Below are 18,423 nucleotides of genomic sequence, written 5' to 3'. Positions count from 1 at the left end.
TCTACAATTAGGCACTAATGAGTTTAAATTAAAATATGGTTTTAAAGAGCTTTATGGCACCTCCGTACATAAGTTTTTAATGCAGGAACGCCTGAGAAAATCAAAAATGATGATTCAGTACAGTAGCGAAGCTTTAATTTCTATTGCTAGAATGACAGGCTTTAAAAGTATCGCCCATTTTTCTAGAGCTTTTAAAAAGCATTATGGATACCCTCCTAGTGAACTGCGAAAAACTCCTTTGGAAGGAAAAAAATGATGACTTTTCAGCATCTTAGAAAATAAATCCCTTAGAGTCAAAAACTTATCCTTTAAAGAATAACTGTATCCTATAATTTTATACCAATAAATAACAAATGGTATGAAATGGTCTCAAAAACAAACAAATCTAATTACGGAAACAATTTCTATTGTCTTCGTCATTTTATTTGTTTATGCCGCAGTAAGCAAATTTCTTGATTATGAGAAATTCTCTATTCAAGTGAGTCAATCTCCAGTACTAACATCAATAGGACATTGGATTGTATTTCTGATACCAACTTTAGAAATTATTATCGCCATACTTTTAGCATTACCTCGACTTAGGCTACTTGCTTTATATGCCAGTTATAGCCTGATGGTCATGTTTTCCACATATATCGTTCTAATCCTAAAATTTAGCCCTTTTATACCCTGTGCGTGCGGTGGAATTTTAGATAGTATGGGATGGACGGCACACCTTATTTTTAACCTATTCTTTGTGGCTATTGCAACTATTGGAATTCTATTGCTAACACAAAAATCAGTAACATGAAAACAACTATTGTAAAATTAATAACATGTGCTTCTCTAAGTATCACTATGGTAGTATGTTTATATGCTGTATCAAATAAACTTACACATAAACAAAACAGTTTTCACAGGTATTTTCCTCCTCACCCCATTCTATTAGATACGGTTATTCATATTAAATACAATTCTTACTATTTTTCTGGATACGATGCTTTAAACAATAATATCTACCTAGGAAATATCACAGCACCATTGCATTTGCTTAAGGTTAATCTCCTTTCCAAAGATACTACCCAAATAAGCATTAAAATGAATTCCACATCATTAAAAAAATACTATGCTAAAAGTAGAATATTGGTTATCCCTCCTGATTTCTATCTTTTAGATGGCATAACACCAAAACTTTTAAAGGGTAATATCTCATCTTGGAAAGCTAGTGAATTCATGTATGATAACGCCTATTTTAACGAGGCCATTCCTATAGGTCCAAAATCAATGGCCATCCGTTCTATTGATGCAAAAAAACAAGAGCTGGTTTTAGGCAAACTGTCAAACAAACCACCTTATGTTACTTTAGCTCCTAATTTATTAAAAAAGCAATGGGATGGCATATTTTGTACTGATGGGGCTTTACTTTATAATACAAAACGGTCCGAATTAATTTATATATACTACTACCGTAATCAATACCTTATCATGGACACCACAATGCAGTTAGTAGATAAAAGAAAAACTATTGACACCAATAGTATTGCAAAAATCAAATCCAAAGCAATTGACGCCTATAATTCTAAAACCATGACAGCTCCTCCTTTCCTAGTAAATAAAAACAGTTACACTTATAATGATTACCTCTTGGTACATTCTAATTTAATGGCTAAAAACGAAAGCCCTGAACGATTTAAAAACTCAACAGTCATTGATGTTTATAATTTAAAAACGAACACCTATGATTTTAGCTTTTACATAAATGGATATAAAGGCTTCAAGCTTAAAAGGTTTATGATTACAGATAATCATTTACTAGCCATACACCACAACTACCTTATAATTTATGAATTAAACCAAAACTGGTTTTCGGAAATGAAGCCGATTTCAAATCAAAACAAAGATAATATCGCGATAGAATCAGGAAATAGAAACACTGAACACCTGTATAAAAAATAAGTGTATCCTATTAATTTAATTTTAGAAAAGATGAAAAATTTAAAAATCATTTTGCCTGTAATGGCATTCATGTTTGCTGTAGCATTATCATTTGCCACGGCAACTGAAACTAGTCCCGCACAAATGGGAGAGTATGTAATTTCTAGCAATCCGCAAGCTTGTCAGCCTGTGGATGCTGGTTGTGAAGGAGAAGGAATTACCTGTACATTCCTTGGACAACACGTCTATGCTGTTAAAAACGGAACTACTTGTAATAGTTTGTTAGAAAGAGATCCTGATTAATTTTAAAATAGACAAAACCTTGTCTAAAAAAGGAGTTGGTAGTGACTTGCTACCAACTCCTAATTTTACTTTAATCAGATATGACAAGGACTCTAAATTCCTTATGGGCGATTTCCATTTCAAAGCCTTGTTTTTTTAATGCTCCTTTAATGGTATCAAAGTCCGATAACAAAACAGTTGTTTCAGGTATATCTATGTGAAATGCTAGCCCTGTTTCATTAATAATAGGCATATTTAATTTCGATTTCACCATATAAAATATCGAATCAATGTAATTATCCACTGAAACATTTTGAAAGGAAAAATTTGTAAATCCATCAGATTTCAACCTATAATCACCTCCTTTTGTTTTCAAATTACTTTTTGCCTTTTCTAAAACGGTTAAACGCCAATAAGGCAACATCCGCTTCTCTATTTTAACTTGATATCCAAAATAGTTTTTCAGATCTCCTTGCATCACGTCTTTGATATACTCTGGTATTGCTTTTTCAGAAGGTACAATAAGGCTATAGATGAACAAGTTTTTTCTAGTCTCATAATTTACACCAGAAAATAAGGACTTATCTTTTAACTCCAATATCAACTGATTATAATCTCGCTCTTTTAAATATAGATAGTCATTCAATACCCCTTTAGAATTAATATATCCAAAATAGGCTAGTTTATATAAATCTGATAAGGTTACACTTCCTTGAAGCCATCCCTTTTTTCTATAACTATTGTCACGACATACTGCATCAATGGTATTTGATATTCTAGGCACTCTAACCCCTTCCTTTTCATAATGAGTAAATAACGATCGGTACAAAAATGGAGGGTTTTTAACCCTTTGACCATTGGATTCAAACGGCATAAATTCATCCACCTTTTCCAACACCGCCTTTTGCCGTGCTTCATTTGAAATATCTCTAAAGAAAAAATCCTTGTCCGCTAAGAACAACTTAACTTTCTCTTGATCGATTGCATTGGTTATGGCCTTCACAATGCCTTTTGAATCAATATAAATAATGCAGGGAACTTTTGATTCAGGTACAAAACGCTGAAACAACAAAGGATCAAAGGCTACAGGAATTTTCAATCCCTGTTCCTGCTTAAGGTTTGAGTATAACTCCTTAAGATTCTCCATTCCAGGTTCCATTCCTAGAAAAACATGTTTACCAACTCCTGCATCTGCTGCTTCTCCTCCAACTAAAAAGATGTTTATCTTTTCTCCAAACTGTTGATTCAACCCATTTAACTTGGAAATGTTTCGAACGGCACTTGAACAGTATCGACTCCAAAAATAAAGGATAGTTGGTTTACCCTTCAACTCTGAATAGGTCGTTCGTTTCTGGGAATAGTCTATTATATTTTTTATTTCAAAATCTAGAATAGGCTTACCTATTTCTGGAAACTGATTCGGAGACTCTTGAGAATTAAGACTTAACCCAACACTTAATCCCATAAAAAGCAGCCCAAGCATAGTTTTAATTTTATACTTCATGGTTTTCATAAAATTAAGAGTCTAATATTCTGAATTTTGAGATAGGTTTGGATTTTTCGCTAATTCACTTTCAGGGATGGGATAACGCAACTCTGCTGTGCTATTCCAATTGGGTTTCAAAGCAGAAAGCACTTTATTAGCTTGGCCTATCCGTTTTAAATCAAACCACCGATGTCCCCTCTCTGAAAACAATTCAATTCGGCGTTCCTTTAAAATAATATCTAGTAAATCTGCGGTAAGGCTAGTGTTCACATTTGATAAGCCTGCCCTATTCCTAATGGCATTAATATCTTGTTGAGCTTCGATTATCAGTCCTTGATTTGTTCGTGCTTCTGCTCGAATAAGATATTGTTCTGCTAACCTAAGTACGGTGCTATATTCTGAAGGCGGATCAATGGTCGATTTTATCTTGTACTTAAATGGAAAGTAGTCAACTTCAACACCACTGCCTAAAGATGAAACCCATTGATTTAGTCTATCATCTCCATTTTCAAAAGCATTTAACAAATCTTCACTTAGTGCTACTGGACTTAAAAAATAGTTCGGTGTGGTAATTATAAATATATTGCCTTCCCTTGTTTCTCCTGTAGTACCCACAGGGGAAATTTGCCAGATCGCTTCTTCACTGTTCGCTAAAAACACCTTATTTAAATCATCTGAAAGCTTAAATAGTTGACTAGCATTTATAATTTCTGACGCCATTTTTTCAGCATTTAGCCAGTCTTCTTGGTAGAGATATACACGTGACAACAGAGCTGTTGCACAATAGCTATTTACATGTGTTCGCTGATTATCTCTATAGGATACGGATAACATGGATTTGGATTTGTTTAAATCCTCTATAATGAATTGATAGGTGTTTTCCTTTGATGCTCTTGGTTCCAATGCATTTTTACTGTAGTCCGTAGTATTAATTAAAGGAACTCCGCCATACAAATTTGCTAAATTGAAATAAGCAAAGGCTCTTATAAAATGAACTTCTCCTACTAACTGTTGCTTAGTTGCTTCAGTAATCTTATTGGATCGATTCAACCCTTCTAGCGCTGCGTTGCACATGTAAATAATGTTATAGGCCGTTGACCAAAACTTTAAACTTGTAGAACTATCTGGGTTAATGTTATGCTCATAATATTCTTCGAACTCCGGGTACGCAATGGGATTGTATAAATCCAATTCATCTGCTGAAACCCCTGTTACTACCGTAATAGAGTTTACACTTCCACTAGCAAAACCATTGAAGTTAAAGAGCTCATGATAAATGCCATTAACGGCTGCAGTAGCTAATTCATCACTCTCAAAAACTACTTGACTTACTACCTTTGAGTTTGGAGGAGCAATGGTTACATAATCTTCGCAAGCTACAAAGACTATACTAAGTAAAAAGGCAATTAGGTATATTTTATATTGTATTTGTGTTTTCATTGTTCTAAGGGTTAAAAAGTTAATTGCACTCCAAAAGTGAACATTCGTAAAGGCGGTAAGTTTGAAATACTGCCATACAGAGCTGACTCTGGATCTAAACCTTCATAATCTGTAAGTGTAAATAGGTTTTGACCATGTAAAAAGATCCTACCCGATTGCAAGGCTACTTTTTCCATTAGATCTGGAGGAAAACTATATGAAAGAGACAATGTTTTTAACCGTATAAATGACGCATCAGTGATTACTAAATCACTAGTTCTTGCTCTTGTGTAAGTTCTATATGCTGTTGAACTTGTTGAGAACTGCTGTGTTGTTGCTACATCCCCTGGCATTTGCCAACGATCAAGAACGGCAGTCTGTTGATTTCCTAAAGAACGCCCTGGGGCTTCGAACATAGCCAAATGGTTTCGTCCTTTTTGATTTACAAATTGAAAAAAGAAGTCTAATGAAATATTTTTGTGACTAAGCCTATTCGTTAATCCTCCGTAGTATTTTCGTCCCATGTCCTGGATTATTAAGCGGTCATTAAAATCAAAACGTCCATCGCCATCCATGTCTTCCATCTCGTAGAGACCCGTTGTTGAATCTACACCTAAAGAACGGTATAAAAGTGCACTGTTTAAAGATGATCCAACCTTATATTTGTTATTATATGCTGTATTCTCAATATCAGGAAACTCTATAAGCTCGTTCTTAGGAATCGTAATATTAAAAGAGGTTTCCCAATTAAATGTGTCGGATTGAATATTTTGAGTGGTAAGCTGTAACTCCCAACCACGGTTTTCTACCGTAGCTGGTAAATTTGCTTGAATGGATGTAAAACCTGTAAGCGCAGGAAGTGTATAACCCACCAGTTGGTTAGACGACCTATTTCTATACCAGTTTGCTGATATCATGATACGGTCGCCTACAAACCCTAATTCGGTAGATAATTCCATTTTTTTATTAACCTCCCATGAATAGTTTGGATTTGCTAACTGTGTAGGGTACAAACCACCTACTCCATTGGTGGGTTGATACGTATCATAATAGCCGTAATCTGCAATCTGATCACTACCAGTTGTACCGTAGCTGCCTCTAAACTTCCCAAAACTTAAAAAAGGTAATGCACTTTTTACAAAGTCTTCCTGTGTAAAAATCCATGCGGCTCCTACAGCTCCAAAGTTGGCAAATTTATTATTCGGACCAAATCGAGATGAACCATCTCTACGCCCTGTTAGGTTTATAAAATATTTGGATTCCCATTGGTAACCAACCCTACCAAACACAGCATTATAAGCATACTCTCTATCGTCCTGAGTCAGAACACTTACACTATTGGCTGCTGCAAAATTATCTAGTAAACTTTCATCAGTATACCCCTTCCCTACTAATAGAGAGGACTCATTTTTACTATTTTGAAACGTCGCTCCAAATAAAATATCCAATTCACCTTGACCTAAGCTTTTATTATAAACCAATTGGGGTTCTACGATATAGGAGTCCCTAGAGGTTGTACGTTGACTCGCAGTATTTTCAGAAATTACAGCTGGATCATTACTGCTTATTGGATTTTTATCTAAAGCTATACTCAGTAAATTAGTGTAACCCACACTTACTTTGGCTTGCAGACTGGGCATAATCTGGTAGCTCACCATCATACTACTTAATAAAGTATTTGTGTTTATATCCTGTGTTTTTCTTAAGTAACTTAATGGATTCACCCATGTGGAGTTTTCCCAATTTAAATCACCTTGATTATTATACAGTTCTGGCGCATTGGGGGCTAACGTTATAGCTTCATTTATAAAACTGGAGGCTTCAAAACTATTATGTTTGTCCACGCCATAGTTTACAGATAAGGTAAAATTTAGTTTATTATCTACAGAATGGTGATTTAAATTCAAGTTTCCTGTCAGCTTTTTATAACCAAAATCTCCAGGAAAAACTAAATCTTCATTGTGATACCCCATTCCAAATAAAAATGATGTTTGAGGTGTTCCGCTCGATATAGATGCCTGAACATCCGAAATAAATGCGCTATTACTTAATAATAAATCCTGCCAATCGGTATAGCTATTTTGATTCCAAACTAATAAATCTGGGGCATTACTCAATGTTGGTATTTTATTATCATTGGTAAAGGCTTCATTACGCATTTCCAAATATTCAGAAGTATTTAAAACATTCATTTTCTGAGATATTTCACCAACACCTGTATAAGCACTAAAATGAACTCTGGATTTCCCAGATGAAGCCTTTTTAGTGGTAATTAAAACCACCCCATTTGCCCCTCTTGAACCATAAATTGATGTGGCATCAGCATCTTTGAGAATCTCAATACTTTCTATATTTGAAACATTTAAGGTACTCAACGGGTCTAGTCCAGATATCGCATATAACCCAGAAGCATCGATCTCCTCCGAACTTATTGGAATTCCATCTATAACATAAAGTGGTGAATTACCATCATCTCTAAGACTATTTCGCCCTCGTATTTGAATAGTTGTAGCTGCTCCTGGCAAATTGTTAGTTTGATTTATCTCTACACCTGGCATTCTACCTTGTAATGCTTGTAAAGGGCTTACCACAGGTTGTAAAGCTATATCCTTTGAACCAACACGACTTATACTTCCTGTGCGTTCTCTTTCCTTAACACTATAATAGCCTGTATTAATCATCACTTTACCCAACTCGGTAATGTCTTCCTTAAGTTTCACATTAATTTGACTTTGATTATTTACAGGTATCGATTGTTGTTCAAAACCTAAAGCCGAAAAGAGCAATACCCCTCTACTGTTTACTTCAATACTGTATGAACCATCAAAGTTTGATATGGTGCCTTTCTGAGTCCCCTCTACTTTTACATGAACTCCTACTAAAGGCATATCATTCATATCAGTAATAATGCCTTTAACCCTTATCATGCCTTGTTTGATGGGTGTGGGAATAATGCGCGTAATGGTATAATAATTCCCATTTGTTACTGTTATTTTAAAATTTGCTGGAGGAAGGCATTGTTCTAATAACCTATTAACTTTTACAACGCCTTTTTTTATAGCTATTTCGGGGACGTCTTTAAAAATATCCGATTGGTAAATGAAGGTACATTCTGTTTGCTCTCCTATAATTTCCAAAACCTCGTAAATAGTCATGGTTTTGTCTGCTTTTATAGAAACTTTTTCATTTTGTGAAAAAAGAATTTCTGATGAAAAGCCGAAAACAGTTGTACAGCATAATAAGATTAGTGTTTTCACAATAAGCTTTGGAAGCACTTTCCTTTTAAGGAAAATACCGTTGGTTAATTTTATTTGCATAAATTTGTGTATTAGTTGGTTAAAAAAACCGATTAGTGTATAGGGAATTTAGCTTTGTACTGTCCAGGTAGCAGCTTTATTCCCTTTCTTTTACTTGATTGTTATCGTCTTGTTTTTTATCTCATAGGCATTAATAATGTTTGTGTTTTGTATTCCGTTTAAAATATCTTCTATATGCTGATTTCTATTTAATAAGCCACTAAATCTGACTTGCTCCAAATCATTTGATTCAAAATAAATTTCAACATCATACCATCTTGAGAGCACTTTCATAATCTCTTTTAGTGGTTTATCTTTAAAATTAAAATATCCTTTTACCCAGGCTATATCGTATTTTATATCTACTGTTTCTTTAACGACCTCTCTAGACAAAACATGCATTACAGTTTGTTCTCCTGGGCTTAATGATTCTGAGTGTTCATTGACCTTGACATCAACCTTACCTTCAACTAAGGTTGTGAAGACTTTATTTTCACCTTCATAAGCTTTAATATTAAATTCCGTTCCAAGCACTACTACTTCTTGACCTTTGGTTACCACCTTAAACCTGCTTCCATGATGCTTTGTACTTGGCGACACATCAAAATAAGCTTCACCATATAAAAGTTCAACCATGCGAGTCTCTCCTGGCTTAAACGCTACAGGGTATTTAAGTTTTGTGGCTGCATTTAACCACACCTCGGTACCATCTGATAAGGCTATTTGATACTTACCGCCTCTTGGCACAGTCAAATAATTAAATGCTGTGTTAAATTTGGTTTGTCCTCTTTCATAATCTAAACGCTCTCCGTTGCTGGTGACTAACTCATTTTGGAAAGGAATTCCTTTTTGAAGTGCAACTTGAGAACCATCCTCAAGAGTCAATATAGCCTTATCGGTACCGGCAACAATTTTGGGGACTTCCAACGCCCTGTGTTCTTTTTTATTTAAAATAATATGCGCTACAAACCCAACAGAAATTAAAATAATAACAATAGCAGCTACCTTGTAAAAAGGTGCTAATAGTGGTTTTCTTTTAGGTTTAAGCTTTAATGCAACTTTTTCCCAGTCCTTTTGAGTATCTATGGATTGTAGTTGCTTTACGTTATATTCAACTGCTTCCTCTCTTAAAGCTTCGAGCAAGTGCTTTTTATTATCTTCATCAAATACATTGGAAGTGTGAAGATCGACTGGTTCTTCTCCTTTTGATAAAGCTTTTGCTGTTTTCTTAGCTAATGAAAATATGTGATCGTAAATCGTCATAGAAATTGTACTTATACCTCTATGACAATCAACACGTGTGAAGCGTCTACAAAACGTATTAAAAAATTAAGAAAATTTGATTTAAGTGACTCAATATGCCTTTTAACTTTATATAGGCTCTATTCTTTTGAGTCCGTACTGTACTTTGAGTTATAGACAACTCTTCGGCAATTTCTTTGGTGGTGTAGTCCTTCAAGCTTAATTGGATAACCTTAGCTGTTTTTTTAGGTAAGCATTCGATGGCTCTGTATAATTCAGAATAGATTTCTACAGTGGTTATTTCAGCTAGTACATTGGCCTCGGTTTTCAAACTGAACTCTGTTATTAGACTGGATTTATTTATCTGTTTAACATGGTTACTTTTCAAATAGTTTAAACAGTGATTTTTCACCATGGTATACAAATAAGCCTTTATGGCATTTTGATTTTTAAGTTGCGGTGGCTTTTCCCAAACTTTCACAAACACCTCTTGTACAATATCTTTAGATGCATCCATATCCTGAAGGTACTTACTGGCAAATAAACACAAGGATGGGTAAAGAGTTTCAAAAAGTGATTTGAACCCTACCAAACTGTTGGGATGTGCTTTGCGGGTGAACATGCTCCGTTGGGTTTTTAAAGGAAATATTTCATTTTCCTTAAAACTATTAGCGCCAAGTATTACTGCTTAAAGCTTCCCTGAATTCACATTACAATAACTAAAAGGGCGCAGAACTCAGCTTATTGCCATTGAGGTACTGGTATACCGTTGCAACAATAAGTGAGCCCACGCCCGTAGACGTGAGCATCTTACTTATCATCTCGTTGCAAAAATTACCAGTTTTCAATGGCGAGATTCAAAGCGAATGCTTCAATATTTTTTATTCGAAGTATCGCAAATATATTAATTCTAAGCTAATATAATAAACATTATCCACCTGTACTAGTACCGTTGTACAAATAAAATAATAATTCCAATTTGGTAAATTAAAAACAACTTTTTGGGAACTGAAATTGAAACACATATTATTCTTAAAGTCAAAGATATGAGGATGAAAAAAAAGATTTCACAAGTTACCTTATCCCAGTGCTTAGGTATGAGCAGTAGTTTTGTTTCTCATGTAGAATCTGTAAAAAGAAGAGCAAAATATAACATAAATCATCTTAACGAGATTGCCAAAATATTTGATTGTTCCCCTAAAGATTTTTGGCCAGAAAAACCAATTTAAAATTTACAACTAGTATTTACTATAGTACTGTATTTTATTTGAATTTTCATTTTGTCAATCAAATGGATTATATCATTTACTCGAAGAATATCAAAATTGCAATATGGCTAAATTACGACCAGAAGAAATTGCATTTAATGATAAAGTAGCCCAAAGAATTAAGGATCTTAGGGTAAAAGTCAACCCTAATCAAAAATAATTTTCAGAAAGCCATGATATCGATAGACAAATAGTTAGTCGATGGGAAAGTACTACTGACGAAAGGGGAGTCTCGATTCATACAATAAATCGTTTCTGTAAAATGATAAATATTACCTTAAAAGAGTTTTTTGACTCCGAACACTTCACTAAGGAATAATTTCCTTTGTCTTATGCCTAAAGATAAAATATGTCAAAAAATAAACTACACTAGTAAGTACCCGTTATATAATTTAGCTTTGGGATAGCGTTTAATTTATTAGCTTTTTGCATGGGGCAGCTCTTTAAAGTTGTGCAATGAGGCACTAATGAAACAAGCTGTAATGTGCTACAGTATGGCAATTTAAACGCTATAGACGTGTGGCACGGGGAACAAACCAAAAGATATTTCAACTACCTCAATACAAGCTACGGTTTTTGAGATATCGGCAAGATCAAGCTAGGGCAGAGCGATAAAAACAGGTTTTAGCCTGTGGGGCAATTATGTTGATTTTTTGTAGGTAATCACACATTCTCTAATTAAATAAGCTTCACAATACCCTAAATCAATCATTTTATTTAAGATGTAAATAAAATCCTCTATTAAACTTTGACTTTCTTTAATTTCTTGAATATGATTATTAAGAAGTACTTGAATTAATTTAACCGCATTTGTAGAGTCTAAACTCTTATAACCACTATCATCTTCCTTTAAATTTTTCACTATTAAATTAATTCCCGATGGGAGAAAAACTTTTTCTCCAAAAGTGGAAAAAACTGAAATTATATGTGATAATGATTTTACTTTAAAATACCCTACAAATTCGTTGTACTGAATTCTATAATTGACAAAACCTTTCCAATTATCTGATTTTATTGACCAAGACCTTTCATTAACATCTAACAAAAGTTCTTTTACAAAAAAACAATTGCTTGATGCCTTAACCTTATTGAAAAGGTATTTCCATAATTCCCAAAAATGATTTCTATACCTTTCTACATCATTATCTTCATTAATTAAATCATCTAACCTTGTGACAGTTGTATTAAAAACACCTGTTATAAGCTCATACAAATCTTTTAAATTATGCATATTCTTTAACTCGTTATTTAGAATGGGATTGCATAATTTATCTATTAACGATTTGCTAAAATTTACATCATTAAACAAAAGAACCTCGTTAAAATAAAAACGTAAGTCAACAAGAATTGTATAATTTGTTTTTCGAGACTTTATTGAACGAGAATAAGACAAATCATCTTCTAACTTTAAGTCTTCTAAAATTAATTCACACATTTTCAAAATGTAATTTTGAAAGAACTCAATATTCACACTTGAAGTTATTAGAAGTAAAGAATTGTTTAAAAAATGTGATTCATACGATTCAAAAGACAAATAAGAAGTTTCAGGTAAATCACTTTCGATTAATATGCTTTTAATAAATTCAAATTCCTTTTCTTTGTAATCCTCTGTTTCTTGTTGGCTACGATAATGATTCACCCTATTTTCACTATAGAATTTCGCATAGTTTATTTGAATAATAATTAGTTTTTGAGCCTTTTCTGGGAATTCTTTACTGAAAATTTTTCTGAAATATTTTTGAAAATTTCTTATTTCGTGGTCTGCCAAATTACTAATTAGTAAACATGTAACAAGTAGATCCAAATCTTTCTCATCAACAATACCTTCACTGAATTTATATAGTAAATGAATAGATTCAATAGTTAATTGTTTTTCCAATATATTATACCCATACAAACGGCTAAAACTACCTCTATCATTAGTTTCTTTTATTATTTGCTCCAGTGCATCAATAATAGTTTCAATACAATACTCTTTTTGAACTTTACTTAATTTTTCATAAAATAAATTTAGGCCCAAAACAGATAATGTTACAGGTGAATCCCATATTGAATTCTCAGTTTCATCTGAAGAAAAGTGTTCGAAAATAATCTCCCATTCATCAAATGACATTTCAGATTTCTTTTCCTTTACCTGTCGTAACGAATGGGAATAATGCATTGAAAGATTATCATTTACATTTTCTTTAGTAAAAGTCTCAACTACATTATAAACAGGTTCAGTGTAATTTACCTCTAACTGAAAAACCCCTTTTTCTTCATCTACAATTGATGCTTTGTATTTTCTTATATCCATTTCGATAATGGCTTTTTCCCAAAAAATATCTTCCTCACAATTTTCGTAAAAACCATCAAAGATTGTTTGTAATTCTATATTGAGCAAACCACTATTTATTTGATAATGAAGTAGAAATTCTCGAAGTCCACGTTGATATTTTGTTCTGTGGGGAAGTCTATTGAATTCTCCTTTCTCTTTTTGGGCATAAGAAATTCTTTCGTCGTAAATTGCTGTAGCGGAATGTTCTCTTGTTGCTCTATGTGTATCCCATTCATAAAACTCTCTAACTCTTAAAATTGGTAAAATGGTATCCCCAAATGCTTTTGAATAAGCTATAAATACACTGGTTAAAACACTAATTATTGTAGCTGAATTGGAATTTTCTAATAAATAATTAGTTATTGTTTTTAATAATTTGTTGTCAGGAACTTCAAATCGAGCAATTTCTAATAAATATTTTTCAAGGCTAATTAAAACAGATTCAAGCAAGTTATGAGTTACAGTTGTACTTCTATATGCGTTCCATAAATATTCATTTCCATAGAGCGTCTTTACATAACCGTCATTTAACATCATTTTAATTTCCTTGAGTTCCTCTTTTACACTAAAATCAGATTCTTTATAAGATGATGTTATATAATTAGTGAACTCACAAATAAAAACTACAGCCTTTAAAGGATGATGTTTCAGTAAATTATAAACAAATGTTTTATAAATACCAGACGGAAAAAAATCAAATCTGGTTTTTGTTATACCCCAGGCATCTTCTCTTTCTTTACGTTCCGGAAAAGAAAATCCAAAAGGGCCTTCTCTTTTAGGTAGACTTTCAGGTGGTATACGTTTCCAATGTTTGTTCGCTATGTGTATTAATGTATCCGGTAACTCTTTAATTAGTAAGCCATTTCTAACACCACCTATAGCCTTTTTAATTACCAATTCACTAAAACCTTTTAATCTTCCATACTCATCTGTATTTGAACTACATTCTTCAATAAATTTCTTTAATTCATCTTTACAATAAGACGCAAAACCAAATAACATGTATACAAAGCCTGTCTTTTGATTGACATTTTTTGATGAATAGCCCCAATGGTCACTTCCATCGTACATTTCTTTTATATAATGAAAAACCAATATATTTGCTGCTTCTATCTCTTTAATAGAACAAAGCTCAAATTGGAAAAGAAATTTATATTCCCAGTCCAGTAAAAAATTTGAAATAGACTTCCTTATACTTTCTATTTCTAAAATATTTGAAGATAAAAAACATACCATTTCTTCCCAACAAGAACCTACAGGAAATAAAATGTCTTTAGAGTTTGCCTTGTTAAAACTATATTCCCTACAAGTAGTTCTTATAAGCAGAATACATCTATTCAAAAACATACAATTGTTTTCCAATAATGTTGAAGAGAAATATTTGAAAAAAGAACTGCAATCATCTGACCTAAAAACAGCTGTAAGTATTTCATCTGTCCAATATGTAGGTATTGACTCATCTTCAACGGTCAAAGAAATTAAAGTTGCAACTGTATCAATATCATTAGCAAGTAATTCTTCAATCCATAATCTAAAAGCTCTTCGTAAAGCTGGTTGGTTACCTAGTTTATTAAATAAATCTGCTTTATTAGAGAGTTTATTTGCAATTGAATAAATATATCTTATTAATGCCCAATCCTCCAAAATATCATGAGAGGGAGAAAATTGATATTTATTATTATTTCTAACTATTATATTATCACTTTCCAAAAGCTCTACCGCTTCATAATCTATTTTATCATCTTGGGGTTCAAAAAACAATCTCATATTAATAGCTCTACCTACTGCAATATGCATGAAAGTAGTACCTCTTTTTCTAGGAAGGCCATTCTTTGTTACCGTTGAATTCTCTATAACTTCATTCCATAATATCTCCTTAAATTCTGAATAACTCATGTCTTCCGAGATATTTTCATTTTCTACTTTTACCGCTGATACTGTAAAATCAAGATACTTAGGGCTTCTTAAAACTTCATTTATTTTACTATTAGAAAGAAAGTTGGTTAATTGAGGAAATTCTTTTTTTATTAACTCAATTTCATCATCATTTAAAAGCGGTATATCTACCACATTTATTTTTTCGGAATCGATACCAAATTTTTGTTTAATTACATTAACAGCATAAGACCTACAAGTCATTAAAAGTTTAATTTCCTTATTTTCTGAAATAATTGTTAATAATTGTTTAAACGCAGAATCAGGTTGAGCTTCCAATAATTTTTCAGCACTATCAATTACAATAATTTTATTTGAAAGCACTGATATTAAACTAAACAAATCGAATAAATTGTGATTTATCCCGACTTCACTGAACACTTGAGCTAATGAATTCTTATTTAGCTGATCAGCTTTAAAAATTATAGGAACTGTATCTGATAATTCAACACTTAAAAGATCTTTTAATAGGGAAGATTTACCAACACCTGGGTAACCTGTTATTATAGAAATATCAGATTGATTTATAGACTTTATTATTGACTTTTTAACAGTTGCTCTATCTATATGATAACCTTTTATAGAATTTTTGAATGGTTTTAATAGTAATTCACCATCTTGATGTATTTTCTTGAGAGAAGAGTACGCATCATTAGTTATAGATAAGTCAAAATATTTATATGGTTGAAAACTACTTAAATTTTCTTTAGAAATACCCCCTCCATTTCGATTATGTGTAGCAACTTCATTAAGAAGTATACTCCAAATCTCTTTAGAAGTAGTTCTTACATCTTTAGATTTTGATAAGTGAATAAGATTAAGTGTATATGTTTCATCTGTGCTTGCTTCAGCAGTAAAATCATAAGCCAGCAAATGAAAGCATTTTAAGAACTGAAACAGCTCTTTTTCGGTAATAACTTCTCCTTTTGCTAAAGTTAGACTTTCTTCAAATATATCAAGTGCTTCTTTTTTTATTTTCGTTCTATTAATTTCAGAAAAAAAATCTTGTGAAGTACTTTGTTTAGAAGCTATTTGACATAAATAAACTATATGATTTTTATCGTTATTAGTTAGACTCGATTTAATAAGGAACATTTTATCTCTTTGTCTATCGAAATGGTTAACATTATTAAAATCCTCCCAAAAAGCCTTAATTACTTCCAAAAAAATTTCATTCTTTGATGAAATTGGAATATTATATTTTATTTGAGAAATTATTCTTTTCGTAATATTATCTTCTTCAACTTTAAAGAATAAATCATCTGTTTGATATCCTTTATTCTTATTTTGAAATCCAATTTCTATAATTTTTCCATTAGGAAATGATGGCACTACACCATTAATAATCATCTGTAACAAAAATGATGCTTGCACATAATTTTCATAATGAAAACCACCACCACCTGTTTGAAATACACTTGCCTCTCCTGCCATTTATTCTATTTTTCTATTAAACCAAGTTTTAACTCTTCCAAAATTTGAACAGCATATTCTAAATCCCAATCTTTATTTCGAATCCATTGTTTAGCTATTGCTGAATTTTCAACATTAGCAACATTGGTATTTATTGTTGTTAGAATTCTTTCATTGATTGCTTCAGAAACATTTAAAAACGTACTTGCTTTTCTACCTAATACCCTTGCTGCAATTTTGAGTTGGTCTAAATCTCCTTCTTCTGGAAAAGTATCGTTATGATGCTCTACTATTTCATTAAAATTCAAATTGAAATAGTGTTCTATAATTCTTAAAATATCATACAAATCACTATCGCGTTCTTCAGGCCTATCGCTCCAAGCGATTAGCTTTAAAATGACCATACCTGGTAAGGAAGGAATTTGTATTGATTTTTCTTCAATTTGAACAGTTTCCGGAAGTTGCAATACTTCGCTAAAACCTAAAACATGTAAGTCGGTATAGCGCTCATTGAAGTTTACTGTGAATTTTTCTTCAATTTCGCCAAATGGTAATAGATCTATAACAATATTAAATTTATCGTGATACATTGTCCATGGAGCCTCTACTTTATTAAATCCGTAATTGCCAAGCTCTTCAACTATGGTTTCAAATTCCTGAATAGAAGAAATCATAATTGCAAAGTCAATATCTTTTGTACCTCTGCTAGGTTTAATTCCGTCTTTTAATAATTCTAAGGCTATGGCACTTGCTCCAATGAGATAATAAGGCACTTTTAGTTTTATCATAACCTCATCAATACAATCAAAAACTTCTTTAAAGTAGGGAATAGCGAGTTCTTTATATGTTTGGTTGGATGTGTTCATCAAAAATTAGTTTTGCAGTTTCTTTACACCTTTTATCATCAGTATTCATTAAATCTATATAAACCAATTGTTTTGGTGCTGTGTTGTTATTATTTTTATTAAAATTTGCTGCCCAAAACATATCATAGGCCCAGATATCTCCATTATCGTCAGGTAATAATTTGTATTGCAACATCAAATCTTTTGTAGTTTCTTTTGTGTAAATCGTGAATTTTTCTGGTCTTAGATGATCAGTTATGATATCTCCAGCTGGTTCGCCACCCCAAACTGTTTTATCGGTTTTGAATTGTAACGTTCTCCAATCTTGGTTCTTGTTTTGAAATCTAAAACGTTGTTTAAAAAGCGTAGGTTTTAACGTTTGCTCAAAATCTGTCATCCACTTATGCAACAGCTCTTCATTATCATTTATTATATATTCATTTTTGTTTAATTTTAATATGAGGTTGGTTTCCAATAACCCATTTATGATTAAAGGAATATTACCTAATGCTACATTGGTTATTTCTGCTATCTCTCGTTGTGTTTGGTTGATTAATTGAGGATCTAATAAGAAATGAAATATTACTTTTAGTCCTGTTTTGGTAAATGCTCTATTTCCTTTTTCTTTTTGAGTTTTTGTTGTTTTATGGGTATCTATAAAAATAAAAAAACCGTCTTTATTGATGTACACATTTCCATTTTCTTCTAAATAATTTACTTGATTTTCTCGAAGTTCTTTCTTTACTTTTGGATATAGTTTTTCTGCTACTAATAAGAAGTTTTTGAATCTATTATTATAATCTATGATATTAAACAATTGATGGTTTTTAACATCTTTTTTAACTTCAACCAGCATTGTGATTTTTTGATTGTTAATTGTGAGGTTTAATTTTCCATCAACGCCTATGTCATTATTATCATTCACAGGCTCCCAATTCCATGTTATTGGAATATCCTTTTCTAAATTATGAATTGCTTTATTTAGTATCTCTATTTCTTTCATTGT

13 protein-coding genes are annotated in these 18,423 nt (G+C 32.2%); 5 read left to right on the top strand and 8 right to left on the bottom strand.

Annotation, left to right across the window (positions count from 1 at the left end; all coding sequences use genetic code 11):
• The 4 genes from A6I66_RS15555 to A6I66_RS15540 form a co-directional block, all read left to right on the top strand.
• Positions 1–256: helix-turn-helix transcriptional regulator (locus tag A6I66_RS15555; RefSeq protein ID WP_157614251.1), on the top strand; the 256-nt coding region annotated here is incomplete at its 5' end.
• 102 nt (positions 257–358) lie between these two features.
• The gene (locus tag A6I66_RS15550; protein WP_067151536.1) at positions 359–790 is read left to right on the top strand and encodes a MauE/DoxX family redox-associated membrane protein; all 432 of its coding nucleotides are present in this window, start codon (positions 359–361) and stop codon (positions 788–790) included.
• Complete coding sequence (locus A6I66_RS15545) at positions 787–1,935, top strand: hypothetical protein (RefSeq protein ID WP_067151533.1); 1,149 nt, start codon at positions 787–789, stop codon at positions 1,933–1,935. The genes A6I66_RS15550 and A6I66_RS15545 overlap by 4 nt, the downstream gene beginning before the upstream one ends.
• 30 nt (positions 1,936–1,965) lie before the next feature.
• Positions 1,966–2,217 (top strand): DUF6520 family protein, encoded by a 252-nt coding sequence (locus tag A6I66_RS15540; protein WP_067151529.1) that lies wholly within the window; start codon positions 1,966–1,968, stop codon positions 2,215–2,217.
• Between the two features lie 70 nt (positions 2,218–2,287).
• Here A6I66_RS15540 and A6I66_RS15535 read toward each other — a convergent pair whose 3' ends face one another.
• The 5 genes from A6I66_RS15535 to A6I66_RS15515 form a co-directional block, all read right to left on the bottom strand.
• Positions 2,288–3,700 (bottom strand): TlpA family protein disulfide reductase, encoded by a 1,413-nt coding sequence (locus A6I66_RS15535; protein WP_169815744.1) that lies wholly within the window; start codon positions 3,698–3,700, stop codon positions 2,288–2,290.
• Between the two features lie 21 nt (positions 3,701–3,721).
• On the bottom strand, positions 3,722–5,122 hold the full coding sequence (locus A6I66_RS15530) for a RagB/SusD family nutrient uptake outer membrane protein (RefSeq protein ID WP_067151523.1): 1,401 nt from the start codon (positions 5,120–5,122) through the stop codon (positions 3,722–3,724).
• Between the two features lie 11 nt (positions 5,123–5,133).
• The gene (locus tag A6I66_RS15525) at positions 5,134–8,418 is read right to left on the bottom strand and encodes a SusC/RagA family TonB-linked outer membrane protein (protein ID WP_067151520.1); all 3,285 of its coding nucleotides are present in this window, start codon (positions 8,416–8,418) and stop codon (positions 5,134–5,136) included.
• A gap of 90 nt (positions 8,419–8,508) precedes the next feature.
• Complete coding sequence (locus A6I66_RS15520) at positions 8,509–9,660, bottom strand: FecR family protein (RefSeq protein ID WP_067151517.1); 1,152 nt, start codon at positions 9,658–9,660, stop codon at positions 8,509–8,511.
• A 58-nt stretch (positions 9,661–9,718) separates the two neighbouring features.
• Positions 9,719–10,261: an RNA polymerase sigma-70 factor gene (locus A6I66_RS15515; protein WP_067151514.1), complete on the bottom strand. Its 543-nt coding sequence runs from the start codon at positions 10,259–10,261 to the stop codon at positions 9,719–9,721.
• Positions 10,262–10,640: 379 nt separating this feature from the next.
• Here A6I66_RS15515 and A6I66_RS15510 point away from each other — a divergent pair, with 379 nt between their 5' ends.
• Positions 10,641–10,868: a helix-turn-helix domain-containing protein gene (locus A6I66_RS15510; RefSeq protein WP_211267553.1), complete on the top strand. Its 228-nt coding sequence runs from the start codon at positions 10,641–10,643 to the stop codon at positions 10,866–10,868.
• 679 nt (positions 10,869–11,547) lie between these two features.
• On the opposite strand, the gene A6I66_RS15505 is transcribed toward A6I66_RS15510, so the two are convergent.
• Genes A6I66_RS15505 through A6I66_RS15495 form a run of 3 tightly spaced genes read right to left on the bottom strand, consistent with a single transcriptional unit; the run spans position 11,548 to position 18,420 of the window.
• On the bottom strand, positions 11,548–16,593 hold the full coding sequence (locus A6I66_RS15505; RefSeq protein ID WP_067151511.1) for an NACHT domain-containing protein: 5,046 nt from the start codon (positions 16,591–16,593) through the stop codon (positions 11,548–11,550).
• A gap of 5 nt (positions 16,594–16,598) precedes the next feature.
• Positions 16,599–17,438, bottom strand: a complete 840-nt coding sequence (locus tag A6I66_RS15500; RefSeq protein ID WP_067151508.1) for a nucleotidyl transferase AbiEii/AbiGii toxin family protein — start codon at positions 17,436–17,438, stop codon at positions 16,599–16,601.
• Positions 17,413–18,420, bottom strand: coding sequence for a type IV toxin-antitoxin system AbiEi family antitoxin (locus A6I66_RS15495; protein ID WP_067151505.1), 1,008 nt, complete (start codon positions 18,418–18,420; stop codon positions 17,413–17,415). The genes A6I66_RS15500 and A6I66_RS15495 overlap by 26 nt, the downstream gene beginning before the upstream one ends.
• Between the last annotated feature and the right edge of the window lie 3 nt (positions 18,421–18,423).

Source organism: Pseudotamlana agarivorans (assembly GCF_001642835.1).
GTDB classification, from domain to species: Bacteria; Bacteroidota; Bacteroidia; order Flavobacteriales; family Flavobacteriaceae; genus Pseudotamlana; species Pseudotamlana agarivorans.
Note: the sequence above shows the minus strand (reverse complement) of the source record. Positions and strands in the feature narration are given on the sequence as shown.